General features: G+C 54.4%; 21 protein-coding genes and 1 other annotated feature. Of the genes, 8 read left to right on the top strand and 13 right to left on the bottom strand.

Annotation, left to right across the window (positions count from 1 at the left end; all coding sequences use genetic code 11):
• Positions 1-521: 521 nt before the first annotated feature.
• The 5 genes from FJ147_14415 to FJ147_14395 all read left to right on the top strand — a co-directional run bounded on the left by FJ147_14415 (position 522) and on the right by FJ147_14395 (position 6458).
• Complete coding sequence (locus tag FJ147_14415; GenBank protein MBM4257078.1) at positions 522-1364, top strand: SDR family oxidoreductase; 843 nt, start codon at positions 522-524, stop codon at positions 1362-1364.
• Positions 1365-1775: 411 nt separating this feature from the next.
• Positions 1776-2513: an ROK family protein gene (locus tag FJ147_14410; protein MBM4257077.1), complete on the top strand. Its 738-nt coding sequence runs from the start codon at positions 1776-1778 to the stop codon at positions 2511-2513.
• The gene (locus FJ147_14405) at positions 2485-4128 is read left to right on the top strand and encodes a glucose-6-phosphate isomerase (GenBank protein MBM4257076.1); all 1644 of its coding nucleotides are present in this window, start codon (positions 2485-2487) and stop codon (positions 4126-4128) included. Before FJ147_14410 ends, FJ147_14405 begins: the two co-directional genes overlap by 29 nt.
• A 27-nt stretch (positions 4129-4155) precedes the next feature.
• Positions 4156-5172 (top strand): decarboxylating 6-phosphogluconate dehydrogenase, encoded by a 1017-nt coding sequence (gene gnd, locus FJ147_14400; GenBank protein MBM4257075.1) that lies wholly within the window; start codon positions 4156-4158, stop codon positions 5170-5172.
• Positions 5173-5381: 209 nt separating this feature from the next.
• The gene (locus tag FJ147_14395) at positions 5382-6458 is read left to right on the top strand and encodes an LLM class flavin-dependent oxidoreductase (protein ID MBM4257074.1); all 1077 of its coding nucleotides are present in this window, start codon (positions 5382-5384) and stop codon (positions 6456-6458) included.
• Positions 6459-6678: 220 nt separating this feature from the next.
• Positions 6679-6741, bottom strand: a sequence feature (possible 16S ribosomal RNA but 16S or 23S rRNA prediction is too short).
• 406 nt (positions 6742-7147) lie between these two features.
• Here FJ147_14395 and FJ147_14390 read toward each other — a convergent pair.
• From FJ147_14390 to rpmE, 7 genes are all read right to left on the bottom strand, one after another.
• Positions 7148-7903: a YdcF family protein gene (locus FJ147_14390; GenBank protein ID MBM4257073.1), complete on the bottom strand. Its 756-nt coding sequence runs from the start codon at positions 7901-7903 to the stop codon at positions 7148-7150.
• A gap of 244 nt (positions 7904-8147) precedes the next feature.
• A complete protein-coding gene (hisB, locus tag FJ147_14385) occupies positions 8148-8744 on the bottom strand; it encodes an imidazoleglycerol-phosphate dehydratase HisB (GenBank protein ID MBM4257072.1) in 597 nt (198 codons plus the stop codon).
• On the bottom strand, positions 8734-10071 hold the full coding sequence (gene hisD, locus FJ147_14380) for a histidinol dehydrogenase (GenBank protein ID MBM4257071.1): 1338 nt from the start codon (positions 10069-10071) through the stop codon (positions 8734-8736). The genes hisB and hisD overlap by 11 nt, the downstream gene beginning before the upstream one ends.
• A gap of 162 nt (positions 10072-10233) precedes the next feature.
• Entirely contained in the window at positions 10234-11502 is a 1269-nt protein-coding gene (murA, locus tag FJ147_14375) for a UDP-N-acetylglucosamine 1-carboxyvinyltransferase (protein ID MBM4257070.1), read from the bottom strand.
• Between the two features lie 200 nt (positions 11503-11702).
• A complete protein-coding gene (locus FJ147_14370) occupies positions 11703-12698 on the bottom strand; it encodes a peptide chain release factor N(5)-glutamine methyltransferase (GenBank protein MBM4257069.1) in 996 nt (331 codons plus the stop codon).
• A gap of 76 nt (positions 12699-12774) precedes the next feature.
• A complete protein-coding gene (gene prfA / locus FJ147_14365; protein ID MBM4257068.1) occupies positions 12775-13851 on the bottom strand; it encodes a peptide chain release factor 1 in 1077 nt (358 codons plus the stop codon).
• 131 nt (positions 13852-13982) lie between these two features.
• Positions 13983-14201, bottom strand: coding sequence for a 50S ribosomal protein L31 (rpmE, locus tag FJ147_14360; protein ID MBM4257067.1), 219 nt, complete (start codon positions 14199-14201; stop codon positions 13983-13985).
• A 66-nt stretch (positions 14202-14267) separates the two neighbouring features.
• On the opposite strand from rpmE, the gene FJ147_14355 reads away from it, so the two are divergent.
• Genes FJ147_14355 through FJ147_14345 form a run of 3 tightly spaced genes read left to right on the top strand, consistent with a single transcriptional unit; the run spans position 14268 to position 16438 of the window.
• Positions 14268-15440 carry an aminopeptidase P family protein gene (locus FJ147_14355; protein MBM4257066.1) on the top strand — a complete coding sequence of 391 codons (1173 nt, stop codon included), beginning with the start codon at positions 14268-14270 and terminating at the stop codon, positions 15438-15440.
• A gap of 4 nt (positions 15441-15444) precedes the next feature.
• Entirely contained in the window at positions 15445-16140 is a 696-nt protein-coding gene (locus tag FJ147_14350; GenBank protein ID MBM4257065.1) for an HAD family hydrolase, read from the top strand.
• Positions 16133-16438 (top strand): hypothetical protein, encoded by a 306-nt coding sequence (locus FJ147_14345; protein MBM4257064.1) that lies wholly within the window; start codon positions 16133-16135, stop codon positions 16436-16438. Before FJ147_14350 ends, FJ147_14345 begins: the two co-directional genes overlap by 8 nt.
• Before the next feature lie 166 nt (positions 16439-16604).
• Here the strand turns inward: FJ147_14345 and FJ147_14340 are convergent, their stop codons facing one another.
• From FJ147_14340 to FJ147_14315, 6 genes are all read right to left on the bottom strand, one after another.
• Positions 16605-18128 (bottom strand): AMP-binding protein, encoded by a 1524-nt coding sequence (locus tag FJ147_14340; GenBank protein ID MBM4257063.1) that lies wholly within the window; start codon positions 18126-18128, stop codon positions 16605-16607.
• A gap of 60 nt (positions 18129-18188) precedes the next feature.
• Entirely contained in the window at positions 18189-18476 is a 288-nt protein-coding gene (locus FJ147_14335; GenBank protein MBM4257062.1) for a hypothetical protein, read from the bottom strand.
• A 4-nt stretch (positions 18477-18480) separates the two neighbouring features.
• Complete coding sequence (locus FJ147_14330; GenBank protein ID MBM4257061.1) at positions 18481-18741, bottom strand: hypothetical protein; 261 nt, start codon at positions 18739-18741, stop codon at positions 18481-18483.
• Positions 18742-18747: 6 nt separating this feature from the next.
• A complete protein-coding gene (locus FJ147_14325; GenBank protein MBM4257060.1) occupies positions 18748-20994 on the bottom strand; it encodes a LamG domain-containing protein in 2247 nt (748 codons plus the stop codon).
• 296 nt (positions 20995-21290) lie between these two features.
• Complete coding sequence (locus FJ147_14320) at positions 21291-21587, bottom strand: hypothetical protein (protein MBM4257059.1); 297 nt, start codon at positions 21585-21587, stop codon at positions 21291-21293.
• 108 nt (positions 21588-21695) lie between these two features.
• Positions 21696-26144 (bottom strand): tetratricopeptide repeat protein, encoded by a 4449-nt coding sequence (locus FJ147_14315; protein MBM4257058.1) that lies wholly within the window; start codon positions 26142-26144, stop codon positions 21696-21698.
• Positions 26145-26936 lie beyond the last annotated feature (792 nt).

Below are 26936 nucleotides of genomic sequence, written 5' to 3'. Positions count from 1 at the left end.
GTCGCCCGCGTTCATCCAGCTCTTCGACCAGACTTCGATACTTAGACCGAAGCCAGCACACAATGGTCTCGTCTCTCATCCCTGCTCTTGTGCAGAGGCTCTCCACTCCGGTCAATCACTATTGCGGTAAGTTGTTTCCTGCCACCGCCAAAGCAGGCTATAGGCTTCAGGCTATAGAGAAAACGACAATTCCTCCAACAACTGTTTCGCTTCTTGCAAGTCCGCCGTATCGAGTGAGTCCTGCAGATACCTAAGCTATCAGGCACACATGAAAACGGGCGACCTGCCCGGTAAGGTCGCCCGCTCGTCGCACTCCGTGTGCGATACTGTCAGTTGTCGAATTGTCCTACGATGTCTCCCGCCTGTCTGCGTGTGTGCACAACAGGTCTTGGCAGTTTGCCATTGTGAAAACGACCGTACTTTCATATAAGGACCTTGAAACGTGGGTGGAAATCGCAGATGCGTAGTTATGAGCTACGCGAACCAGTCAGTGTTGAACACCACGGAGGAAGGAGTCCGATATGAGTGAAAACCGTCAACCGGTCGCTGTTGTTATTGGAGCGACGTCTAAGTGGCAAGCGGATGGCCGCAATACGAAGCTAGCGCATGGCAAGGTCCTTGATGACAGCGACCTTCCCGTTAGTGCCCGCTGGGGTATTGGCGGGGCTGTCGCGCAAAAGTTCGCGAAAGAGGGCTTCTTTGTGGTGATGACGACCCGTAGTCGTGCTAACGCTGTCGCGCTGGAAAAGGCGGTCCACGAGCAAGGTGGGAAAGGTATAATTGTCGAACTCGATCTCGCCTCACCTGCTTCCATCGCTCAGGCCTTCGCGACGATTCGTGAGAAAGTGGGAGACCCAGAGGTGCTGGTCTATAACGCGGGGTATCTCGAAGGACGTGACCTCCCACCCGACAAAGAATTGCTGGAATACATCCCGTTAGAGATGTTCGACACGGCGCAGGACATTTCCAGTCGCGGTCCGTTTCTTGTCGCGAAAGAGGTATTACCTGCCATGCGGAAAAAAGGAGCTGGAACATTCCTGATTTCCAATAACGCGGCATCTTTGCGCGGGCGCAAACGACTCACCGGCCAGTCGCTCTACTATCCGCGTGTGATGATGCGGACCCTGGCACAGGTGTTAACGGAAGAATACTCCGAGCATGGGATTCATGTTGCCAACGTCATCATCGATGGGCTTATCGATTCTCCCGGCACTCGCGCTTTACCGATGGCCCAACAACGACCGGAGATCGTGATGAGTCCGGTGAAGATCGCTGAGGCGTTCTACTACCTGCACACTCAGGATAAGTCCTGCTGGACCCATGAACTGCAGTTGACACCGTATTCCACCAAGCCAAGTTTCTGAGGATTGCTGATCGTCACGATGCCGCCTCTCACCGCGGCCATCGTGACTTTCGCCGAGAAATTCTACAGTGATTCCCGTGGAGAGCGTTCGTGGCTCTCTGATTTTTGCCTTTTCTTTGCCGTAGGCCGGTGGGGACAACGAGCCTGGGCCACCAGGAAACGAAGAAAAGAAAAAACGGTACGCCTTCCTGACACTTGACTCTCGTCACCGAGAAACCGTACCCTACCAATATAGGGGGATTGGGGGCGTCCTGGTAGAGGACCTGCCAACATTTGGTGATTACCGCGCACGCTGTCGATTCCACACACTCTGTGGGGTCGACGTTTTTGTCCTTCACCACATGTGAGTGTCCACACTATCCTCGTTTCCTTATACGCTACGAAAAATCCTGAAGACACAGGAGGGTTGGTGATGAAGGTGTTAGTTGTCGATATCGGTGGGACTAACGTCAAGATCCTTGCCACAGGACAAAAAGAGTCGCGAAAATTTCCTTCTGGGCCAACACTGACTCCCAGTCAGATGGTGACTGGAGTGAAAAAGCTTGCTGAGGGCTGGACATACGATGTGGTGTCGATCGGCTATCCCGGAGTGATTCTTGATGATCGTATCGTCACCGAGCCGCATAATCTGGCTGCTGGCTGGGCCGGATTCGACTTTGCTGCCGCGTTCGGATGTCCAGTCAAGATCATCAATGACGCTGCGATGCAAGCGTTGGGGAGCTATACGGATAGTGAGCTGCTGTTCCTTGGCTTGGGCACTGGGCTTGGGTCTGCGATGGTGATCAATGGTACCGTCATCCCCATGGAACTTGCGCACCTGCCATACAAGAAAGGGACCTTCGAGGACTACATGGGACGACGTGGGCTTGAGCGGATGGGAAAAAAGAAATGGCAGAAGTACGTGGAAGATGGAGTCGCGTGCCTGGTTGCTGCTCTGCGGCCCAAAGATGTCGTACTTGGCGGAGGCAATACTAAGAAACTGAAGAAGCTTCCTGCAGGATGCCGGGCTGGCGACAACGCCAATGCCTTTATTGGGGGCTTTCGTTTGTGGGAAAAGGCGTCTACGCCTCGCGCTTCGACCGCACGCGTAATGAACGCAAACAAATCAAAGGGGAATAAGCATGCCAACAGCAATCACGCCGCTCACTAGCCGTCCGGCTTGGAACGCACTTGCCGCCCACCAGCAAAAGCTGCGCGAACTGCATCTGCGCCAACTCTTCCAGGACGACCCGCAACGTGGCGAGCGCATGACGATTGACGAGGTCGGACTCTTTTTGGATTATTCCAAGAATCGCGTTACCGACGAAACTCTGCGGCTTCTGGTACAACTGGCAGAGGAATCCGGCTTGCGCGCGCGGATTGATGCCATGTTTGGCGGCGAAAAGATCAACGTGACCGAGAACCGCGCCGTGTTGCACGTGGCATTGCGCGCGCCGCGTGGAGCTTCCATTGTGGTTGATGGGGCAAACGTCGTACCTCAAGTCCATGCCGTGCTCGACAAGATGGCCGATTTCGCCAACCGCGTTCGCAGCGGTGCGTGGAAAGGGCACACCGGTAAGCGCATTCGTAACGTTGTCAATATTGGGATCGGCGGCTCAGACTTAGGGCCGGTGATGGCCTATGAAGCGCTACGGCACTACAGCGACCGCGCCATGACCTTCCGCTTTGTGTCCAACGTTGATGGCGCTGATTTGGTGGAAGCCACCCTTGACCTTGATCCGGCGGAGACGTTGTTTATCGTGTCCTCAAAGACCTTCACGACGCTGGAGACGATGACCAATGGGCAAAGCGCCCGTGACTGGCTGCTCAAAGGCCTCGGTGGAGATAGCAAAGCTGTCGCTAAACATTTTGTTGCGGTGTCCACCAATGCCGCAGAAGTCGCGAAGTTTGGTATCGATACCGCGAACATGTTTGAGTTCTGGGACTGGGTCGGTGGGCGCTATTCAATGGATTCGGCCATTGGTTTGTCGACCATGCTCGCTATCGGCCCGGAGAATTTTCAGGTGTTGTTAGGTGGCTTCCATCAGATGGACGAACATTTCCGTATTGCTCCTTTCGAGCGCAATCTGCCCGTGCTCATGGGGTTGTTGACCGTGTGGTATGCCAACTTCTTCGGCGCACAGACCGTGGCGGTGCTCCCGTACGAGAACTATCTGAAGCGTTTTCCGGCCTACCTCCAGCAGTTGACGATGGAGAGCAACGGTAAACACGTGACCCTTGAGGGGAGCAACATTTCTTATGATACCGGCCCGATCTACTGGGGCGAGCCAGGCACGAATGGTCAGCACTCGTTCTATCAACTGATCCATCAAGGAACACGCCTCATTCCTTGTGATTTTATCGGTTTCCTCAAGCCCCTCACTCCCCTTGGTCGCCATCATGACATGCTCCTTGCCAATGTCTTCGCGCAGAGCGAAGCGCTGGCGTTTGGCAAGACTCCTGCGCAAGTCAAGGCCGAGGGCACGGCGGATTGGTTAGTACCTCACCGTGTGTTTGAAGGAAACCGCCCGTCGAACACGATTATCGCTGAGCAACTGACGCCGGAAACCCTGGGTAAACTCGTTGCCCTGTATGAGCACGCGGTGTTCACGCAGGGAACGATTTGGAGCATCGACTCCTTTGACCAATGGGGCGTCGAACTGGGCAAAGTCTTAGCGCAGCGCATCATTGCGGAAATTGAGAACACGGGCGAGCCGAAGCTCGATCATGATAGTTCAACGAACAACTTGATTCGTCGCTACCGGAAGCTCAGCTCCGGTCGGTAAGCCAGCAACAACAAAGAAGGAGTATCTATGCGACTCGGAATGATCGGACTTGGCCGCATGGGAGGCAACATGGTGCGACGGTTGGTCAGGGGAGGCCATCAATGCGTGGTTTTCGATAGGCCTGCACACGCTGTGCAAGAGTTGACGCAAGAGAAAGCGGAAGGGTCTTCGTCACTCGCAGAGTTCGTGAAAAAGTTGACCAAACCGCGAGTGGTGTGGCTCATGGTACCAGCCGCGGTCGTGGACAACTCCATCGCTGATCTCCTGCCATTGCTGGAACCCGAGGATATCCTCATTGACGGCGGCAACTCCTATTACATCGATGACATACGTCGCGCCAAGGAACTCGCGACGAAGCAGATCCATTATGTCGATGTCGGTACCAGCGGTGGGATCTGGGGGTTGGAGCGAGGTTACTGCATGATGATCGGCGGTGAGTCCGCGGTGGTCAATCACCTTGACCCTATCTTCGTGACGTTGGCCCCCGGCATGGGAGATGTGGACCGCACTCCAGGACGTGAGAAAGTTGGCGGGACCGCTGAACAGGGCTATCTGCACTGTGGACCAAATGGTGCAGGCCATTTCGTAAAAATGGTGCACAACGGTATCGAGTACGGCCTGATGGCTGCCTATGCTGAAGGATTTGGCATCTTACGTTCTGCCAACGCTGGCAAACTAGATCATTCAACCGCTGACGCCGAGACCACACCTCTCCGTGACCCTGAACACTATCAGTATGACTTCAATCTGTCCGACATCGCAGAGGTGTGGCGACGTGGCAGCGTTGTCGCTTCATGGCTGCTGGATCTGCAAGCGATTGCCTTGTTGAAGGATCCTAGTCTTTCGGGATTTAGCGGTCGCGTGTCGGACTCTGGCGAAGGGCGGTGGACGATTAAAGCCGCGATTGACGAGGCTGTGCCTGCCCACGTCCTGACTGCCGCTTTGTATGAGCGCTTTAGCTCACGTGGTGAGTCTGCATTCGCAGATAAACTGTTGTCGGCCATGCGTTATGAGTTTGGCGGGCATCACGAGAAACCGAGCTAAAGAGTATGCTTCATTCGTAAAACGTAACGCGTAACAGCCGAGGAAGGAAGAAGATTACGTCTTACGTTTTACGTGTTCTGTCGGCAGCTTTCCTTGCTCTGCCTGGTTCGGGATGGTAGAAAAAGGAGCAGCCGGGTGCTGAGAGACCTGAGAAGACGATCAGCGGCCCGTCTCCTAAATTCTTAATTTCGTTCGAGGAAGGAGCAGGTATGAAAGCTGGAGTCTTCATGATGCCCTCTCATCCGCCTGAGAGGAGCTTTTACGATGGTCACATGTGGGATCTCAAGCATCTCGAAGAGTGTGACCAACTCGGATTTCACGAGGCGTGGATTGGTGAACATTTCACCGCACCGTGGGAGCCAAACCCGGCGCCGGATCTCTTGATCGCGCAGGCGATTCTCAAAACCAAGAACATCAAGTTATGTCCAGGAGCACATCTGCTGCCGTATCATCATCCAGCAGAACTCGCGCATCGTGTGGCGTTCCTTGACCACATGGCGCAGGGACGCATTATGCTGGGCGTTGGGACGAGCGGGCTACCAAGTGATTGGAAATTGTTCAATGTCGATGGGGCTGGTGGTGAAAACCGCAAGATGACGTTAGAAGCGCTTGATATCATGGTCAAGCTGTGGGAAAGCACAGAGCCGTTCGAGTACCGCGGCCAGTACTGGAACGTCAATCGCATCGATACGATGCTCGACACGCTCAAGTATCATCTGCGACCGTATCAGAAACCCTATCCACCGATTGGTATCGCGGGCCTGACGCCGCGTTCGGATACGCTGAAGTTTGCTGGTGAGCGTGGCTTCATGCCATTAAGTATTTCACTGAGTGGCAGCTATCTGAAAACTCACTGGCAGGCCGTGTTGGATGGTGCGGAAAAAGCCGGGCGTACACCGAGTCGTAGCGAATGGCGCATTTCTCGCGAAGTCTACATTGCCGAGACTGATAAAGAAGCACGCGATAAAGCAATTAACGGTATGTTAGGTCGTGTCTATCGAGAGTATCTCCTGCCGTTGTTCAAGTCGTTTGGCATGCTGGGCTTATATAAGCATCATCCAGAAGTGCCTGATTCAGACGTAACGATTGAGTACTTAGCTGATTACTGTTGGCTTGTTGGTTCGCCGAAGACGGCAGCCGAGAAGCTTAACGATATGTATCAAGAGACTGGTGGATTTGGCTGTCTATTAGTGTTGACGTTCGATCAGTCAGAAAATGATAAAGGCTGGTCAGACTCGCAAGGTATGTTGATGAAAGAAGTCATGCCGAAGTTTGCGGGGATGTAAGCATGTAGAGACGAGAGCAAGAGATTGGCAATGAGTCTCTTGGGACTTGGGGCTAGAGGCTTGGGGCTTGCTGAGGAAAAAGCAGCTAGTTCCTAGCACCGTGTCTCGCAAGTTCATGAGCGGTGAAATCGTAGGGCGCGTACCACGCGCCAGTCAGTTGGCGCGCTGCGCACGCCCTACAACTTGCTCACGAAGTTATGAGACACGATACTGGTTCCAGCCCCTACACAACTCGTTCCACGTTTTTCCCCTCTTCAGCCTGTAACCCAATAGTGTTCGATGCTCGCTCTGCATGTATGAAGAGGGTCCCTTCTCCCCTGCGGGGAGAAGGACAGGATGAGGGGAGAAAGCGTGGGTGTGGCTGACTGCGTAGCGCATCACCCTCACCCTGGCCCTCTCCCTCTCATAAGGGTAGGTTTTGGATCCAAGCCACAATTGGCGCGGATTTCCCCTCGTGAGGAGCCGCGTGTTCGTCATGCCCGCGCAGGCGGGCATCCAGGAGCGTCACCCCTGAACGATTGCGTATTCCCCCTGGATTCCCGCATTCGCGGGAATGACGTCTCGTCTTTTCTCAGCGTAAAAGCCTACCCCTAAAAGGCCCTCTCCCTGCCCGGGAGAGGGGAGTGGCAGCCGCCGCCTGTCGCTGGTCAAGTTTTGAGCCGAACACGATTGCCTGTATCCTCTAACCTTCAGCCTGTTCTCAACCAATACCACGCCCATCCGATCGCTTCGTACAGCGCATCAGCGCTTGTTTCCAGAGCACTGCTATTGGGAATCAACTCAAGTGGGGTCCACTGGCAGCGAGTGGCAAAGGAGATCGGCGCGGCAATGACCTGAAACCCTGCGCGTTCAAACGCCATCTGCGACCGTGACATATGGCTTGCATTGGTGACCAGGTAAATATGAGTCACTCCTTGTGGTTGAAGGAGCGCATACGACAAGCGTGCATTTTCCATGGTGTTCCGTGATTCCTCTTCCGTCCACCGCACCGGTACCTGAAAATCTTGCTCCAATGTCTCTTTCATGAATGTGGCTTCAGGTGTCGAATTCGATAACCGTCCACCCGTCACAAGAATAGGTTTCCCCGTTTTGCGATGAAGACGCGCCGCGTAGCGGAGTCGCTCTAGTGCACCGGCAGTGACACTGTCGGCATCGTTATACTCTGGTGCGCGACAGTAGCTGCCGCTGCCGAGCACGACGATCGCCTGGCCATCATCAGGAAGATGGTCGAGTGAAAGGGCCGGAATCGTTTGGAGAGGTTGCTGCAGTAAAAAACTGACGGTTGGTGTACTCAGTATCCACAGCAGTCCCCAGCCAAACACCAGCAGTGATTTTCCTATACGAGGAGAGCGCCGCAACAGCAGGAGGCCAATCCCGATAATAAGGAGAATATTAAGCGGAATGAGGAACGCGGCACTAAGGAGTTTACGCGGAATCCACGACATACAAATAGCCATCATCTGGGGTAGCGTGCGCTGTGCGCACGACGCGCTTGCCAGCTTTGATTCCTGTGCGCATGGCGCACGCTACGGTCTCTCCGGTGACAACCCCAAGACCCATCTTGCGTGGTTTGATTCAGGACGTGAATACTCAATCCTGGGATCCCGGAATGTTCTTGCCCAATGCGTAGAATTTGCAACTCAGAACTCAGTCTAGCTGACCGCTGACGACTGATCGCTGAAAGCTGTTCTACAGGGTACCTTTCGTCGATAGCACGCCCTTCACGCGTGGGTCGTACTGCACAGCGCTACTCATGGCGCGAGCAAACGCTTTGAAGCTGGCTTCGATAATGTGATGCGGATTGCGACCTTGTGTCATATTGAAGTGCAGATTCATAGCTAACTGATTCGTGAAGGCCAGGTAAAAATCGTGTATCAGCTCGACAGAGAAGTTCCCGACCTTCTCCTGCTGAATTTGCAGATTATACGCCAGAAACGGTCGACCGCTGAGATCGATCACACACGAGACGAGGGCTTCGTCAAGCGGAACGGTAGCATCACCAAAGCGCCGAATCCCTTTCTTGTCGCCGAGTGCGTCTCTGAAGGCTTGACCGAGCGCGAGGCCAACATCTTCGACGGTATGATGGTCGTCGATATGGACATCCCCGGTGGCGTGGACGGCGAGGTCAAAAAACCCATGTCGCGTGAACAGCTCAAGCATGTGATCGAGGAACGGGACGCCCGTCGAAATCTGATACGATCCTTCGCCATCAAGATTGAGGCTCAGGTGGATATCGGTTTCGTTGGTTTTGCGGTGCAGGTCGGTTTTACGCGGGTTAGCGGCCATGACGTACGCCTCCATTCAGACGATACTGCACTGCCCGCGCATGGGCCTCAAGCCCCTCCATTTCTGCCAGGCGCACAATGTGTGGTCCGAGTTTAGCAATCGCTTGTGGTGAGGCCTGGATGACACTTGCGCGCTTGAGGAAGTCGTACACTCCTAGTGGAGACGAAAAACGCGCGGTTCCGCCTGTCGGCAGGACGTGGTTTGGTCCGGCGATGTAATCGCCAAACGGCTCAGGCGAGAAGTGGCCGAGAAAAATCGCGCCGGTATGGCGAATCTCGTTCATCCAGGTGCGTGGATTTTTCACTGCCAGTTCTAAATGTTCAGGCGCAATCGTATTGGCAAGTTCTATAACTTCAGCGCGATCACGCGCGACAATCACCGCGCCGAAGTTTTTTACCGAGGCAGCGGCAATGTCGCGTCGTTTCAGCGTTGCCAGTTGCTCTGACAGCGCCTGAGCAACGGCGACGGCGACTCGTTCCGAAGTGGTGAGACACAGTGGCGCTGCCAGTTCATCGTGCTCTGCTTGCGAGAGCATATCGGCAGCGACATAGGTTGGTGAGGCACTGTCGTCGGCAATGACGAGGACCTCGCTGGGACCAGCAATCATGTCAATGTCGACGTGACCAAAGACAAGGCGCTTTGCTGTCGCGACGTAGATGTTGCCGGGGCCGACGATCTTATCGACGCGTGGCACTGTTTGTGTGCCATAGGCGAGGGCACCCACAGCCTGTGCGCCACCAATACAGAAAAAGGCATCGGCGCCAGCGAGATGCGCTGCCGCCAAAATCCCAGGGTGGTACCCGTGCGGTGACGGTGGCGAGACGACGACCACCTCTTTCACTCCTGCGACTTTGGCAGGAATTACGTTCATCAACACTGACGATGGATACGCAGCTTTGCCACCAGGGACATAGACACCGGCACGTTCCAATGGAGTAATGACCTGGCCCAGCGTCACTCCTATTGGGTCACGATAGGTCCATGACGGTTGTCGCTGTTTCTCATGAAAGTAGGTAATCCGCTTTGCCGCGGTGAGCAGGGCAGCTCGTTCGGCACGAGACAACGAGTCAAGAGCTGCGGTTAATTGGCTTTTGCTGACCTGTAATGTCGATGGTGAAAGCAGAACGCGATCGAACTTTTTCGTGAACGAGATAAGCGCGCGGTCACCTTGTTTTTTAACGAGTTGGAGGATCTCGCGTACGTGTTTTTCGACTTCTGCACTAGCGGCTTCACCACGGGTGAAGAGTTTCTGGAGATGGCGTTGGCAGGCTGGTGTTGAGGTCTTAAGGACCGGCACAACACCGCTCTTCTTGCGAGTACTTTGCATCTCTCTTCTATTTCATGCCGTCGATGGGGAGGGCAAGGACGGGGGAAACAAAAGGAGCGTGCACTCAATCGGGCCACAGAAGATGCGTACAGTCCACGGGTAGCGTGCGCTGTGCACACGCTACCCGTGGACTGAGGTCGTCGGCAAACTGCTTGTCCCTCTCTATTTCTCACTCTTCTCGCTCACGCGCCGAATATCTGCACCGAGTTGAGAGAGTTTTTCTTCTAATTGTTCGTACCCACGGTCGAGATGGTACACGCGAGAGACTTCTGTGGTGCCTTGGGCCGCGAGCGCGGCGAGAATGAGTGAAACGCTCGCACGCAAGTCCGTCGCCATCACTGGTGCGCCACTGAGGAAGGCAACGCCGTTGACTGCGGCAGTGTTACCGCGAATGAGAATGTCGGCGCCGAGCCGAGCCAACTCCTGGGCGTGCATAAAACGATTCTCGAAGACAGTTTCGGTGATCAGGCTCCGACCATCGCCCAATGCTAAGAGCGCCATCATTTGCGCTTGTAGGTCCGTAGGAAAGCCGGGGTAGGGCCAGGTGATAATATCGACACTTGAAGGTCGGCCCGTGCACGACGCAATGAGCCCGTCGGCTTCTTCTTCAATCATGACCCCGACATCGCGTAGCTTGCCGAGAAATGCGTGCAGGTGATCTGCTCGCGCGCCACGGACAAGGACTTCACCGCCCGTGATTGCTCCGGCAATGAGAAACGTCCCAGCCTCGACGCGATCGGCGATCACTTCGTGTGCCGTTCCGTGCAGGGAGGTCACGCCGTCGATGGTGATCGTACTGGTTCCTGCACCAGAGACGTGCGCTCCCATTGCATTCAGCATGGCGGCGAGGTCCTCGATTTCCGGTTCGCAAGCAGCATTTTCGAGCACTGTGGTGCCTTCGGCCAGCGTTGCTGCCATCATCAGGTTTTCTGTGGCACCGACCGAGGGAAATTCAAAAACGATATGGGCTCCACGCAACCGTTTTGCTTCGGCTTCGACATAGCCTTGTTGGTGGCGAATAGTCGCACCCAGTTGTTGGAGACCATCGAGGTGGATATTCACCGGTCGAGTGCCAATCGCGCAACCACCTGGCGTCGAAACGCGGGCACGACCAAAGCGCGCCAATAATGGTCCTAAGACCAGGAACGAAGCGCGCATGGTCTTCACCAGATCATACGGTGCTTCGAGATGACGCACGGTGCGTGCGGTCACGACGACTTCATGATCATTGAGCCAGTCAAACTGGGCACCTAATTCTTTGAGTAACCGCAGAGCTGTGCGGATATCGACTAAGCGTGGGACACGATCGAGGCGACATTCTTCTTCAGTCAATAATGTGGCAAATAACAATGGCAGAGCCGCATTTTTCGACCCACCAACACTGACCTCTCCTCGTAGTGGCATTCCTCCCCGCACAACAATCCTATCCATACTCCCTGTCTTTCTGCTGGACGTTGCGTGGGCAACGCCTCAGTCTTGCTCATGCCTTTGCGGCATAGTCCGAACTTACGAAACTCCCTGCTGGTGTGACCCCGAAGACGCTTCTCGACTGTGTCTCAATGCTTTCAGGGAAACACTCTAACCGACTTTTTTTGCCATTGCAAAATTTGTCTACAATTCCCAGAGAAATCCTACGTTGGAGGGAATTTTCTCGGTTGCATTTGTACCCAGACGACACGTTCTCGACCTTCATAATCGAGGAGACACGAGCTGGCGGAGAAGTGGCGCTGTTGTCGGGCAAGTTGCAGAACATCTGCTCCTTGGCCGTGGCCAATCTCCATCACGAGATGTCCACCTGGACGCAAATAAGTGGAACTTTCGCTCAGCAAGCGACGATAGAAATCGCGTCCGTCTGTCCCACCGTCTAAAGCGCTACGTGGCTCCCAATTCGCCACTTCTGGTTGAAGCATCGGGATGTCGTTGTGAACGATATACGGCGGATTAGAAATGATGAAGTCAAAAGTGAGCTGCTGATTCTGTAGTGGCGCGAACAGGTCGCCGTGAAGAAAATGCATACGCTCGGCCACGCCATGTCGTTGCGCATTTTTCTGCGCAACAGCTAGGGCGGCACAAGAAATATCGGTTGCCCAAACCACCGCTTCAAGCAGTTCTTTGGCCAGCGCAATAGCGATGCAGCCGCTGCCGGTGCCTACATCAAGAATGTGGAATGCGGATTGCGGATTGCGGAATAAAGGGGCCAGGGCAGAGTTCTCCAGTCTTGAATTTTGAATTTTGAATTTTGAATTTTGAATTTCTTGTTCCCTACTGACTACTTGAGTGACTACTTGAGACTGTGCCAGCGACCGTAAAACCGTTTCTACAATTAACTCCGTTTCCGGTCGAGGAATGAGAACGTCAGGTGTTACTTGAAATTCAAGCGACCAAAACTCTTGCACGCCTGTGATGTATTGGAGCGGCTCGCGTTGTTGGCGACGCTGGAGTAATTGCTGAAAACGAGCATCCTCTGTTGCAGAGACGTCGTCTTGTAGCCGTGTATACAAGCCAGTACGTGTGAGACCCAATGCATGTGCAAGTAATACCTCAGCATCGAGGCGTGGGTTGGGAATGCCGTGGATGGTCAGAGATGCAATGGCTTGGGTGAGGATGTGGGAAATAGGAACAGACATAAAAGGCTTTAGGCTACAGGCTGCAGGCCACAGGGAAGGGAGAATCCCCTTTAGCCTGAAGCCTATAACCTGTGACCTATTCAGATAGCATCTCCGCCTGATGCGAGGTGATCAAGGCATCGAACACTGAGTCTAACTCACCATCAAGAACACGATCCAGCGTATAGACCGTCAAATTGATGCGATGGTCAGTCAGACGCGACTGCGGGAAGTTGTAGGTGCGAATGCGCTCTGAGCGATCTCCCGATCCTACCATACTGCGACGCGAGGCGGTAATCGCTGCTTGTTGTTCTTCACGAGCACGTTCCAACAACCTGGCACGGAGGATTTTCAAGCCCTTAGCTTTGTTTTTATGTTGTGATTTCTCGTCCTGGCACGAAACGACAATACCGCTGGGAATATGAGTAATGCGGACTGCGGAGTCGGTCGTGTTCACACTTTGTCCACCTGGACCAGACGAGCGGAACACATCGATGCGCAAATCCTTTTCGTCGATGTGGACATCGACATCGTCAGCTTCTGGCAAGACAGCGATGGTGACTGCTGAGGTATGAATCCGGCCCGAAGCTTCGGTTTCTGGTACGCGTTGCACGCGATGTACGCCGCCTTCAAACTTGAGGCGACTATAGGCGCCTTTGCCTTCGATCATGCTGATGATTTCCTTGAAGCCTCCTAAGCCAGTGGGGTTAGAACTCATGACTTCTAGCTTCCAGCGATGACGCTCGGCGTAGCGCGAGTACATACGAAACAAGTTCGCTGCAAACAAGCTCGCCTCTTCGCCACCAGTACCTGCACGGATTTCTAATAATACGTTCTTATCGTCTAGTGGATCCTTCGGAATCAGCAGTTTCCGCAGCTCGTTCTGCAGTCGTTCATCTTTCTCTTTCAGCGAGGTCTGCTCTTCTTGTGCCAGCTCGCGTACCGCAGGGTCCTGATCATCCAGTAATCCTTTATTGTCTTCGAGTTCTTGCGTAACTTTACGCCAATCGCGAAAACATGTGACAACTTCTTCCAACGAAGAGCGTTCCTTGGCGAGTTTTTTGTACTCGTTCTGGTTGTTCATGACCTCAGGACGAATCAGGGCGTCTTCAAGCTCTTGGTAGCGTTTTTCTACACCATGTAACTTGTCGACTAAGGTATCAGCACCACTCATAAAATATGTCTCTCAGGGAAGATAGAAAGTGATTGCAGACGAAAAAGTAGGGGCGGTTGGTGAACCGCCCCTACAAAGTGTGAACTTTCTCGCTCGGCAGGTGAAATCGGGAGCGAGGGATGACTGGAACGCTACGCGCGTGCCGCCTCGCCAGCTTTGCCGTATCGACGACGGAAACGTTCAACGCGGCCACCCGTGTCCATCAGACGCTGCTTGCCAGTATAAAAGGGATGGCAGGCTGAACAGACATCAAGGTGGATCGTAGGGGATGTCGATCGCGTTTCAAAAGTATTACCACAGGCACATACGACGACACATTTCTCATATTTCGGATGAATACCGTCTTTCATTCTCAACCTCCGCTCGGTACTATTACCACCTTGCCAACAGAGCCGCAAGGTGAAGGGGGAAAAGCCATGCTGCAACAACATCTTAGCGAGATCCAAGCAGCCCTCGCCCTCGAACAGGTCGATGGCTGGTTATTCTACGATTTCCGCGGCAGTGATCCGCTTGCGTATCGTATCCTCGGGCTTGATGCAACGACCATTTCGACCCGTCGTTGGTATTATTTCATTCCCGTTCATGGCGAACCTATCGGCCTTGTCTCTAGTGTGGAACCGCATCGGCTCGATGTCTTGCCTGGACAGAAAAAGGTATTTCTCTCGTGGCAGCAACTACAGGCGGCGTTGGCGGATACGCTTCAGGGACGAAAACGTATTGCCATGCAGTACTCACCCGGCAATGCGATTCCCTATGTCTCACGTGTCGACGCCGGCACGATCGAGATGATTCGCCAGTTTGGTGTTGAGATCGTGTCTGCGGCTGATCTGGTGCAACGTTTTGAAGCCGTATGGACTCCCGCACAGTTGGAGAGCCACCTCCGGGCTGCCAAAGGCGTGCGCGAAACGGTCGATGAAGCGTTTGCCTATATTCGCCAGCAAGCACCCATAAGCGAATATGCCGTGCAACAATTCATTATCGATCGCTTCAAGTCACGGGGGTTAACGACCCATCACCCGCCGATTGTCGGAATCAATGCCCACAGTGCTGACCCTCATTACGAGCCGCAGCCTGAGGGGTCATCGCTTATCCGACCAGGGGATTTTGTTTTGATCGATTTATGGGCCAAGGAACCTGGTGGGGTCTATGCGGATATCACCTGGACTGGGTTCATGGGCAAAGAAGTTCCAGCGCGGTATCAAGAGATTTTTAGTTATGTGCGGAATGGCCGTGATGCAGCGATCGCATTTGTCAAAGATCGGATTGCGCACGAGCAGTCATTTGCTGGCTATGAGGTCGATGCTGTCACACGCAAAGTCATTACTGACGCGGGCTATGGCAATTATTTCGTCCATCGCACTGGTCACTCGATTGGCGAAGAAGTGCATGGGAATGGTGCGAATATGGATGGGTTAGAGACGCGCGACGAACGACGTGTCTTGCCGGGGACCTGTTTTTCTGTAGAGCCAGGCATTTACTTGGCTGGAGAATTTGGCGTCCGCAGTGAGATTAATATCTATGTGTCTCCACGGGAAGCAATTGTGACCGGTGCTCCGATGCAGACTGAGGTTGTGCCGATTTTGGCGTGACCCTATGCAGCTCGTCATCTTTGATATCGACGGTACCCTAACGCAAACCAATCGCGTCGATGACCAGTGTTTTGTGCGGGCGTTTGTGGATGAGTTGGGAATTTCGGGAATCGATTCTGACTGGTCGCGCTATCCGACTGTCTGTGATTCTGGGATTACGTATCAGATCTTCCAGGAGTATTTCGAGCGCAAACCGCGAGTCGATGAAATGGCCCGGTTGCAAAAACGCTTTGTCGCGCGGCTTGAAGAAGCCTATCAGCAAGAGCCGGGGCATTTCCTGGCGGTTCCTGGGGCAGCGCAGATGCTACAAATGCTGAAGCAAGACCCTGACTATCGCATCGCAATTGCGACGGGAGGATGGCAACTTTCGGCGTTGCTCAAGCTCGAAAAAGCCCAGCTCGATGTGACCGGCTTTCCTGCGGCGTTTGCCGATCATGGTATGACGCGCGAGGTGATTCTTGCGGCAGCTATGGCTATGTCACGTGGAGTATACCACCAAGCGCATTTCTCTCACGTGACGTATGTTGGTGATGGTGTGTGGGATGTGCGCACGGCGAAGACGTTAGGGCTTGGGTTTATTGGTGTTGGGCAAGGAGAGAAGGCGACGGCCTTGCGCGCTGAAGGGGCAACCGCCATTATCCAAGACTTCACAAACTATGATCACTTCAAAGAGGTGTTAGAGGAACTTCGCTATGGCTAAAGTGTGGTTTGTTCGTTCACAAAATCGCCTGGTCGCCCTCGGTGGTCGCCCAGCGTATGAAGGAGACCTGGAGAAATTAATCTGGCCGCTCGACATTGGTTTGCATCGCTATCATACTGCAGGACCGTTGGATGAAGAGGCTGGTCCACCACCGACCGAATTTGCTCAGCACGATTTGGTCATGCTGGAAGTGACACCCGCAGATCTCACAGCTGGAACGAATTATCGGGTGGGGTTTTATTCTTCGCCGTATTCGCCCAAAGCGGCGATTGCGCGGTTAGGGGAGGCGTATCGGTAATTGCGGATTGCGGATTATAGATTGTGGATTAAGAAAAGCGTTACTTTTTATCTGCAACTTGGGAACGAAAACTTTCAACGTACGAGAGATCTCTTGTCGGTTGTACAGAAGCCAGTTTTTAATCTGCAATCCGCAATCTCCAATCCGCAATAGCTGACACAGTGCCTCATTCTTTTGTACTAAACGCCGCCGCTACCACTCGCCGCTGAATTTTCCCCGTCGCGGTACGCGGTATTTGTGTGACCAAGTGAATGGTCTTGGGCACTTTGAACGCGGCTAAGCGCTCACGACAATGGGCGGTGAGATCTGCCTCACTCGCAGTGCCTTTTAAGACAACAGCCGCTGCAACTTCTTCACCATACTTCGTATCCGGCACTCCAAAGCACACTGCCTCAGCAACGGCTGGGTGAGTTAATAGTGCTTCATCAATCTCACGTGGCGAAATTTTTTCGCCGCCACGATTGATTAGCTCTTTCAATCGACCAACGAGCGTGAGGTAGCCATCTGCATCGAGAATGCCTTGATCGCCTGTACGAAACCAGCCGTTGGTAAACGAAGTAGCGTTTGCTTCCGGGTTGTTATGGTAGCCGCGAGTGACATTCTTACCTTGAATGACCACTTCCCCTTGGGTACCTGAAGGGAGCAGTTTGCCGTTGTCGTCCATGATGCCAACTTGTACGCCAGTGCCTTGGCCAACTGACCCTGGTAGCCGTTTTCCCGGTGGTAGTGGATTCGATGCCATCTGATGTGCAGCTTCGGTCATGCCATAGGCTTCGAGTACGGGACAGCCAAAGCGCGATTCCATGCCTTCCATAGTGGCAGGCGCGAGTGCCGAACTGCACGAGCGGATGAAACGTAACCCGCTTGTTCCCGGTGCTGGAGCGTGATCTTCATCAGCCCGAGCCAGCAGCACTTGGTGAATGGTGGGAACCGCGGTGTACCATGTGGCGCGATGCTCTTTTACCACTGGCCAAAACGCACCCGCGCTAAAGCGTGGTGGCACGACCACTGTCCCACCGGAACGAAACGTTGCCAGCGTAGACGCGACCAATCCATGCACATGGAACAACGGCATCACACAGAGTGAAACATCATTCGACGTCAACGCATACGTTGCAACTACGTTTGCTGCTGAGGTCAACAGATTGTTATGGGTCAGTGGAACACCCTTGGGGCGGCTAGTGGTACCGCTGGTGTGTAAAAAGAGCGTGACATCCTCTGACGAGGGAGTTGCTTGTTTGCGCGTAAACGGTGACTTCTTCAGCGGAGCCAATTCGACCTGACCATCTGGCGACAGTGTCGTTTCGATCAGCAATGCTCCTGCTGGGGCTGCCGCGCGCGCTTGTTCGGCCCCACCTGGAGGAACCAGCAAAACTTTGGCTTCGATGTCTTCAAGATAAAAGCGGAACTCATCAGTAGTGTAGGCGGGATTGAGTGGAGCAGCAGTTGCAGCCGCTGCGCCGACCGCAAGAAACATGGTGATGACTTCAATACCATTCGGTAAGGACATGGCCACACGGTCGCCACGGCCAATGCCTAATTCCTGCAGTCTCGCCGCGAGGCGCTCTATCTGTGTATGTAAAGAACTGTATGAGACGACCGGTCCACCTTCTGGGACAACGAGTGCTGGGTGTGATGGGGCACCAATCGAGAGTAAATCAGAAAGCGTTGTAAAACTTTGCGTAGTCATGAGCGGCTTTTAGCGTACTCCCCAGCAAATTGCATCTCCCAGGAAAGGCTGGTCCTCGAGTTACGCAGCCTTCTCTTGCTCAGTATGTTGGACGAGCCAAGTACGAATCAATGCCCGAAGCGGGAGTTTCTTCTTTTTTGCTACACGTTTCAGTTGCATCAACAAATTCGTGTCAAGGCGAAGGCTAAGTATCTCAGTTTTTCGCGGATACTTGCGGAGGCCTACTTCTTCTAAATGTCCGGCAGCTATGAGTTCCTGAGTAGTGTAGCGTTCGTAGTATCGAGCTTTGACTTCAGCGGAAGCCTTAGGATCAAGAGGAGGAACAGTAACCTTCGCTTTGCGTGTCATACGGCTACTTTACCTTACGACGATACAATTTGACATCCGCTTGCCTTGCGGGCATGGCGTGAAAAACAAACCAGTGATCCCTTTTATCTTCATAGACAAACTCCACAAACCGTCCCACATCAGTTTTTCCTATGACCTTGTAGGTCTTTTCTCCGCCCTGAGGATTACGAAACAAAAGGTGGCGATTGAACAGACATTCGCGAATCTCTGCTTCGTCGACGTCATGGCGCGCGAGATTGCGCCAGTGAAAACGAAGTGGCTTCACTTTGCCCTACTTCACAAACGGCTTTGGATCAAGGAAACGATCGAGCACATTCTTCGTAATACGCGAAACATTATTCTTATACTTGTTGTGAGATAAACTGCCAGCCCAAGCAATGGAGCTTGAGGCCCACAACGCGCCGCCATTCTGTGTCTCATAAAAAACCATATCTGCGCGGACCAACTCGTTTTCGGTGCCGCCAAGACCAGGGTAGGTGGCTAACAGTTCTTCACAGACAAGCAGGTAGACGTCCGTGTGCTTGCCCATCGAGGTGGCGAGCACTAACGCATGTGGAGGAGTACCGAGCAGGCGATCGGCACGATCAATCTCCAACCCTGCTGCACCACCACCAATCAGGCCGAAATCACCGATGGTTTCTTCTTTGCCAATACCTTCGAAGATAAAAGCTGCGCGTGGATGATAGCTATCAGGGAGTCGCGTGTACGGCGCAGAAATATCAAATCCTTGGGCGGTGAAGCCGGTGCCGACAATCATTTGTGGTGGACGACTTTGGCGTCGCCACAAGCCGCCATATTCGCCAGTGAAGCTATGATAATACTCGCCCGGCTCGGCAGCCCAGGTACGAATGCCTCCTTCGTTGCGTCGGACTTCCAAGACACCAGGTAACTCTGGGTGATAGGCAATGCGCCAATACCAACCGTTAGCACCCAAGTACATGAGACGTCCGCCACTACGTTCGTAAGCCATCATCGCATCCCACATCTGTTTGGAGTGATATTCAGGGTGAGTGCTGGAGAGGATAACACTGTACGGTTTCAACACTTCATAGCCATAGTTATGCAAGTCTTCATCAGAGATCACGTCAAACTCATAGCCCAGCGCTTCTAACCAATCTGTGATATGCGTGTCGGCGTTGAACTGCCATAGCGATGACCCATGGCCACCGAGTGCGGAAATATGTTTAGGCCGCATATTGAGAATTGGCCTGAGCCGCGAAGAGTAACAGACACCCGAACCGTCTGAGTGCGAATCATAACAGGATAATCCGTACTCGCGGTGTTCGTTGAGAAACAGACTGTTCTTATCGAGTGTGGTTAACCGGCCTCCCAAGACCTCGATCAGACCCGCTGCGTTGAATGCCATATGCTCGTTGGCATAGGCCATATAACTGGCGGTGGGCAGCAAGAAGGCGATCTTCTTCTCTTTGCCAGGGAGTGGGCGAACCGCGAAGGGAATATACTCCTCTTCATTTCCCGAGGAGAGGCGCGCAGCATACAAGCCGCTTTTAAGGTTTGCGGGAACAGTGAGCGCGAAGTCAACTTCCCAGCCTGCATCATACACGTCGTCATCATGAAAATGGATCGCACCGTAGTGTTGCGGCTGTTGCTGCCAGTCCATGAACTCGCCAGTCCAATTGTGGCCTTTCATACCGCGGACGGGGAGGTTCACGATGTGACCATGCAAACGGTTTGGTGAAATATCGCTGACCTTGGTCGAACTGATATCGTGCGAGAAATCCCATACCGCAACGACACTGGTGACAAGCTGAGGTGGAATCGCCCCGTTTTTCAATACTTCCATCTCGGTACGACTGAGGACTCGATTGGCCAGACACGGCCTCTCGATCTTGCCGTTATACTTGTGATCAAGTTTGCCTTTGCCTGATCCCGTACGACTGGCGGCAATCATCAAAGGCGCTTGGTGATTGCCAATGCTTTTGGTTTTGGCTTTCGTACGTAACTCAGCGCTGTCATGCGCTAGCGGATAACTCACCAGCGGTTCTTGATAGAGTGTGACCTCTTGGCTTTTGCCATCGTACGTTGCGGCGACGAAATACCACTCACGTGCAAGCAGAGGATTCTTGGTCGCGATGATTTCTTCCTTGCCACGTCCATCACCAAGCACTACAGCGAGCGAACCATCTTCAGCGATAATGAGCGCAAATCCTGCTTTGTGACGGTCTTGTAACTTTGCAGCGATCACCTGCCGACCTTTGTTCGGCGTGGTCGGCCAGATAATCGCTTGGAGAGTAAAACTTTGCAGGTTCTCTAACCGTGAATGATTTGTGACAGTAACATACGACCCAGACTCGATAATTTGCTTGCGACCTTTGTAGGTTTTGTTGGCGGGGGTGGTGATGACTTTTTCTTTCACCCCCGGCCCTGCAGGATTGGTATCGCCGCAGATAATACGCACGATCTCTGCTTGATAGGTTGGCAGTTCACAGTTGACCATGAACTGAATGGTTTCGCCTGGAAGGACACTGATTTTGTCGCTATAGCCGGTGATTTTCATGGGAACCTCAATGAGAATGTAGGGGTCAAGAGAAACTTTGAGACTAGAGGCTTGAGACTAGGGGCTTGGGTGGGGAGGACTAGTAGTCAGTCCATTTAATTTTGAGGGATACATGTTCGTCATACCCGCGCAGCCTGTCCCCGGTCATGAGGGGAGCGGGTATCCAGGATCTTCAAGCCAGCGCCTCTGGTGATGCCTCCTGGATTCCCGCATTCGCGGGAATGACGTCCCTCGGCTACCCATCAAAACTTTCTAGACTGACTACTAGTCTCTAGTCTCAAGCCTCTAGTCTCCTCCTAGATGTCGCGTCCCACATACTTCTTCCACCGCCGCCGAAAAATTTCACGCTCAGCCTCTTCGATGGTGGTGAACACCTGATCTTTCACGAGCTTGACCGGTTTACCGCGCTCGCCGGGAAGTAGCCCCAAGGTCCACTCTTTATGCGGTTTGGTGCAAACCAAGACATATTTATCCTTCGGGTCTTCGCCACGAAACACGTTGAGGACACGCTGTAAGTGCGAACTGTGGTGACCGATGGGTTTGCGTTGAAACTCTTCGATGATCGCGTGGTCGTGTTCACTGACTTTATAAATAAACGCCATGATGCCGCCTCGTTAATGGTAATCTTGCATAGGTCAATCGTCGCGCCCGATATTCAACGCTCTGCCCACGATTGTCAACGGCAAAGGGAGCCCGGCGATTCATCGCCGGGTGATAGCCGATTTTTCCAACGTTTCAATCAACAACAAAATCTCCGCAGCCATCGTGTAGTCCAAATCCGGCGCAGCGGCGAGGCTGCGGTCGCGGCTGCCAGCGACGATGGCTTGTAGGTATGGGATGAATGTACTGACACCAGCGGCTTCCCACCCGGCGGCTTGCTCTTGGAGGAAAGCCGCTGCTCCTGCTACGTCGCCAGCTAGCAAGGCCTGGGTTGCAGTAAAGCAATCGCGACCAGCGTCACTGTGGTTCTCCCCACCGTCCCGCCGATAGGCAAGATAACAGGCGAGAGCGTTCTGCCTGGCCTCTGCAGCCGCAGTGGGGTTGCCGGCATCTGTCTCAATGTTGACGAGGGTGCCCCAAGTTTTCCACGGCTCAGACGCGTGGCCGAACTGCGCATCACATTGAATCGCCCGGCGGATTTCCTGCCGTGCTTCGTCGAGGCGACGGAGTTTGCGGAGTACGTTGCCGAGATTACTCCTCGCGAGTCCTTCGTCCGCGACATCACGCATCTCGACATATTTGTCTGCGGCTTGCCGGTAAAAGGCTGCGGCTTCCTCCGGGCGATTGAGGACACCGTCATACAAATTTCCCAGTTGCAAAAGCGTGCCCGCCTGTCCGGCGACATTGCCGAGCCGCACCGCGATCGCCAGCGATTTGCGGTAGGCCTCCTCCGCCGCTTCCGGCTGGCCGGCGTCCTGATACACCATGCCGGTCTGATGCCAGAACACGGCGACGGTGCCTGGTTCGTCCAACTGCGTGAATCGTTCGCGAGCTTCGGCATACGCCGCCAGCGCTTCTGGGTAGCGACGCTGCTGCAGGCGCACGGTACCCAGATTGCCTTTGCCAACGGCGACCTGCCGGGCGTCTTCGAGTTGCTCTGCGCGCTGAATGTTCTCTTCGTAAGCCGCTGCCGCTTCGTCGAGCCGGCCCAAGGCGAGAAGACAGTCGCCTTGTTCTGAGAAGCAGGCAGACGCCATCCGTTCTGCGACTTTGTCAGCCTGCTCTTGTGCGATCGCCTCGAAGCGCTGGCGGGCTTCGGCCAGCAGCGGCAAGGCCTGTTCCGCTCCGCCGACCGTCCGCAACACGCGGACCAAGAGCCAGCAAGCCAAGGCCAGATCATAATCCGCATTGGGATAAGCCTGCTCGCCTGCTGCCCGAGCACGCTGGAGTAATTGCTGCGCGCCAGTCAGCGCCTCGCGTAAGTGGCCACTGGCAAGCTGCTGCTCGATGCGGGTCCGCGCTGCCTCGAACTGTGCGTGATTCCACGCCGCACCGAGCGCAGCGGAGGCGGCGTCGCGTACCTGGCCGACACGTGCGAGCAGTCGTGGCTTGCCAGCATTTCGCAACAAGCTGTAGAGCGACGTGGCCAGATCAATGGTCGCTTCGGCATCGCCCGCCGCCTGCACGAGGTCGAGCAGGGCAAAGAGGTTCGACAGCTCCAGCACCGTCAGTGTCGCTGCGAGTTCGGTGTTTTGACTGCTCTGCTGCACGAGGAAATCCACATACGCGGTCATCGCCTCAACCCAGCGAACCGTCAGTGCTTCGCGCTCGGTCGCGTCCATGCGCCCACGCAGGTACGGGCACAGCGCGGGATTGAGGGTGAGATGATTGTAACGGTTTGGCGTCGCCAGGCCCGTAGCGAGCAACTCATTTGCTAGCGAGCCCACGTCGGCTTCTTGCCACTCCATCATCACGCGGAGCACGACCGGATGAACGCCACCATGAAACACCCCAAGCACCCGCGCTCGTTCCTGGTTTGCTGCTGACAGCCGTTGCAGAGAAAGCTCGACGCTGGCGAAAAGTGAGTGCTCGCGACTGCCGGGGAACTTTTTCTCCATCGCTGCCATCAGCTCGACCAGCGAGGTGCGGGTGGACCCGACGCCCTGGCTGCGCAGGGCCGGAGCTAGCAGTGCTAGCGTACGAGCGTGGCAATGGACGGCATCGACGAGCTGTTCGATCTCTTCGCGTTTGGCATCTTGATCCCTCACCCCGCCTTCTCTCTGAGGGAGAGGGTTGTGCAGAAGATCAGCATTGACAACGCGCTCAACCAGTTTGACCGCATCCTCGCGGTCGAGCTGATGTAACTCACGCCGCTGCCGCGTAGCGTCGAACGGTGCGGGCAGTGCCTCACGACTAGTGAAGATGAGTCGAGTGTCACCGATCTTCAACAATTGCTCACATAACGTGAGAATGGCGGTCAGTTCTTCGCGGGCATCGTCTGACAGTGCCTGCGGCGTCTCTTGCGCCATGAACGGTGGTAGGAGAATGCTCTCCATGTTGTCGATGACCAACAGCGTGGACTGCTCGCGCAGCGCACGTTCGATTGCTTGCATCGCGAGATCGAGATCGCCTGCGGCTGAGAACGAATCATTGACCAACTGCTTGCCCAGCGCATCGACGACCGCACGCTGATTGCCATGGGTCTCGACCGAGACAAACGCGGCGCGTTGGATCTGCTGCGAGCGCACTGTCCAACGAGCAAACTCGGCAGCCAGCGCGGTCTTGCCTTCACCCCCTTGGCCACGAATCACAGCATAGCGATTCATCAGAGGTGAGGGAAGAAAAAGGAGCCGCTGCAACGCCAGCAGCTCGCGGCTGCGACCGATGAAGCCGGTTTCTGGCTCGTCCGGTACACCGAGTTCTGGTGCATTCGGACGTTTACCTAAACGGGCTGCGAGAGCAGTCTTAGAGTCCTCAAGGGTCTGTTTAGTTGGTGTGGATTTGAAGAGCTGCGGGTCATCCTTTTCCTGGAAGAGCACTGGCACGAACCAATCTTCGAGGCGGAATTCGCCGGCGCCGAAAACATGACCACGGAAGGTGTCGTCCTTGAGCTGACGCTGACCGGCGAGCATGGCGTCGCCCACGCGTTTACCCGCCGCTAGCGCTTGGTAAAAGACCGCGACGAAGCGTGTGGCGGTTTCGACTAACACACTATGACTCATGGCCACCACCGAGGCGACACCGACTTTCAGTAGTTCAGAGGCGACGGACTCGGACGCTTTTTCAGCCTGCGCAGTCTGACAGGCTTCGAGAAAGACCAGCGGGATGCGATGATCGCGCAGCAGTGGACCGAGGTCGTTGGTAAACACCGTGACATGGCGACGCTGCTCCAGCTTGCCAATGTCGTCTGGATGCTCGAAGCATAGCCCACCGAGACCAACCGTGCGGTCGTAGACACCATGACCATCGAAGTGCACGACATGATAGGGCTGCTTGGCATCACGAGCGCGATCGAGTTCCGCCCGCAAGGCCGGCAGTGTCGGCGGACTGAGCACGTGGATCTTCACCAACCCTGGCAGCGCTTCCATCGCCTCGACCAGTGGCAACGCGCTGACGCGATGGTCAAGGTAACCGCAGGCGTCATCCTCCGGTCGTGCAGTGACGAGCAGGATACGGATGGGTGGGGTGACGATGGGAATAGGAAAACTTTCTGTTGCCGTCAGCCTTCTGCGTACGCGGGTGGCTTTCGCGCGTTGGAAGAAATAGCTTTTGTCATCGTGCAGCAGTTCCCACGGCAAGCCAAGCAGCAGTGTGGCAACTTCCTTGGCTGTGTTGATTTCAGCTTCAGGCAAGCCAGCTTCAAATATAGTATCAATCTGGACTGAAAAGCGGCGGCCAGCATGGCTATTGATATTTGCCCAGGCAGTGGTGAGGTTTGCCGTATGGGTCAGTGGCATCGCCTCGTCGAACAAAAGCCGTCCCCATTTGATGAGGCTCTCTTCAACTTTTCGCGCGCGGTCCCGGAAGTAATGACTTGGCCAGATGGCATACTTCTCCAAGTACCAGCGCAGTTCCTCTGCCTCAATTGGTCCGATAGGAGCGACGAATGGCCACTTCTGCATGCTGTGCGTGGGTTGCTGTCCCGGCGTAGCCGATTCATACACCAACTGAGCGCGAGCCGAGGCACGGCGGACACCGTCTTTCTCGGTGAACTTCAAGTCGGTGAGTTCGAGCACCAGCTCTTCCAGAGGCTCGGCCTTGGGCTGTGGCGTAGGCGGAGGGTCTGTCGGCAGCCGCTTCCTCACGGCAACGAGGATCTCATGGATTGCCGCTTCGATGCCACCTGCATCACTACTCACCGGGATGTAGGTTGGTTCCTCGCCAAAGAATTGTTCCAGCACACCGAGTTTGGTGCCATTCAAGGAGAGCGGGATGACTGGGAACTGCTCTTTGCCACGCCGCTTGCGGATCTCCAGAGCGTGGACTAACTCCATACCAACCCATTTGGATTGCAACGAGCCAGTGCTGACCACGACGGCATAGGCCGAGGCGTCATCAATGGCTTGCTGAATCTCCGACCACAGTGGGTCGCCACCGTGTAACTCGCGCGAGTCGATCCATACATCTTGCCCAAGGTTGGCAAGCGCGGTGCGGAGATTGCGCACGAAGGTGTCGTCTTGTGAGCTGTGCGAAATGAAAAGCTTTGACATGAGATGAACTACTCCCCCACTAGTAGCTATGCCTTTGTGCAATTATGGAAGGTCAAAAGTCAAACACTAAAGGCCGACAGAGGAGGGCACGTTTGCACGCTGATGAAGTTTGACGAGCAGCGTCGGTAACCGCTCTCTTTATCCCCTCATCCTGCACCAGTCACAACGTAGGAAAAACCGCTGCGATTGAAGTGCGGTGCTGCGAGTATGGGTCCCTTCTCCCACCGGGAGAAGGTCAGGATGAGGGGGTCGAGAGATGAACACCACTATTCTTTGTGTGGCCAAATTCCACCGAACTGCCACCGAAATTCCACCGTTTTGCCACCGTGTCACGCTAAATCGAACCGCGCAACATTGGCACACTCACAGTCCCCGGCCATAAATGGCCGGGCTACATAACTACGCCGGATGAATCCGGCTTCAGCCCCATTTATGGGGCGTTGTGCTGTAGCCCGGTGATTTATCGCCGGGGAGAGAAGCGAGACTATTTGTGACGAAGTGTACGAATCTTCTGTGGTCCGATTTAGCCCTCTACCATGACGATTGGTACTGTCCTCCCATGACGACAACAAGAGAACACGTGATGAAACCCCCAAAGCAAAAACGCCCTGTAACCCAGCAATTCTCATTTTGACCTATGACAACCGTCAATGTAGGCCGGAATAAGGATTTTAGAAAAAATAACTTTAACAACTGTGAGCTCGAGGGAGTAAGGAATAATTCCACTCTCCATGAAAGGCCTGTGGTTTCAACTTCAGGGTGGCCAGTTCTTCTTTCGTCACTTCCTTGCCG

It is taken from the genome of Deltaproteobacteria bacterium, assembly GCA_016874775.1.
In the GTDB taxonomy this organism is placed as follows: domain Bacteria; phylum Desulfobacterota; class Binatia; order Bin18; family Bin18; genus VGTJ01.
The sequence above is the reverse complement of the archived record's forward strand: the minus strand, read 5'-3'. Positions and strand labels throughout refer to the sequence as shown.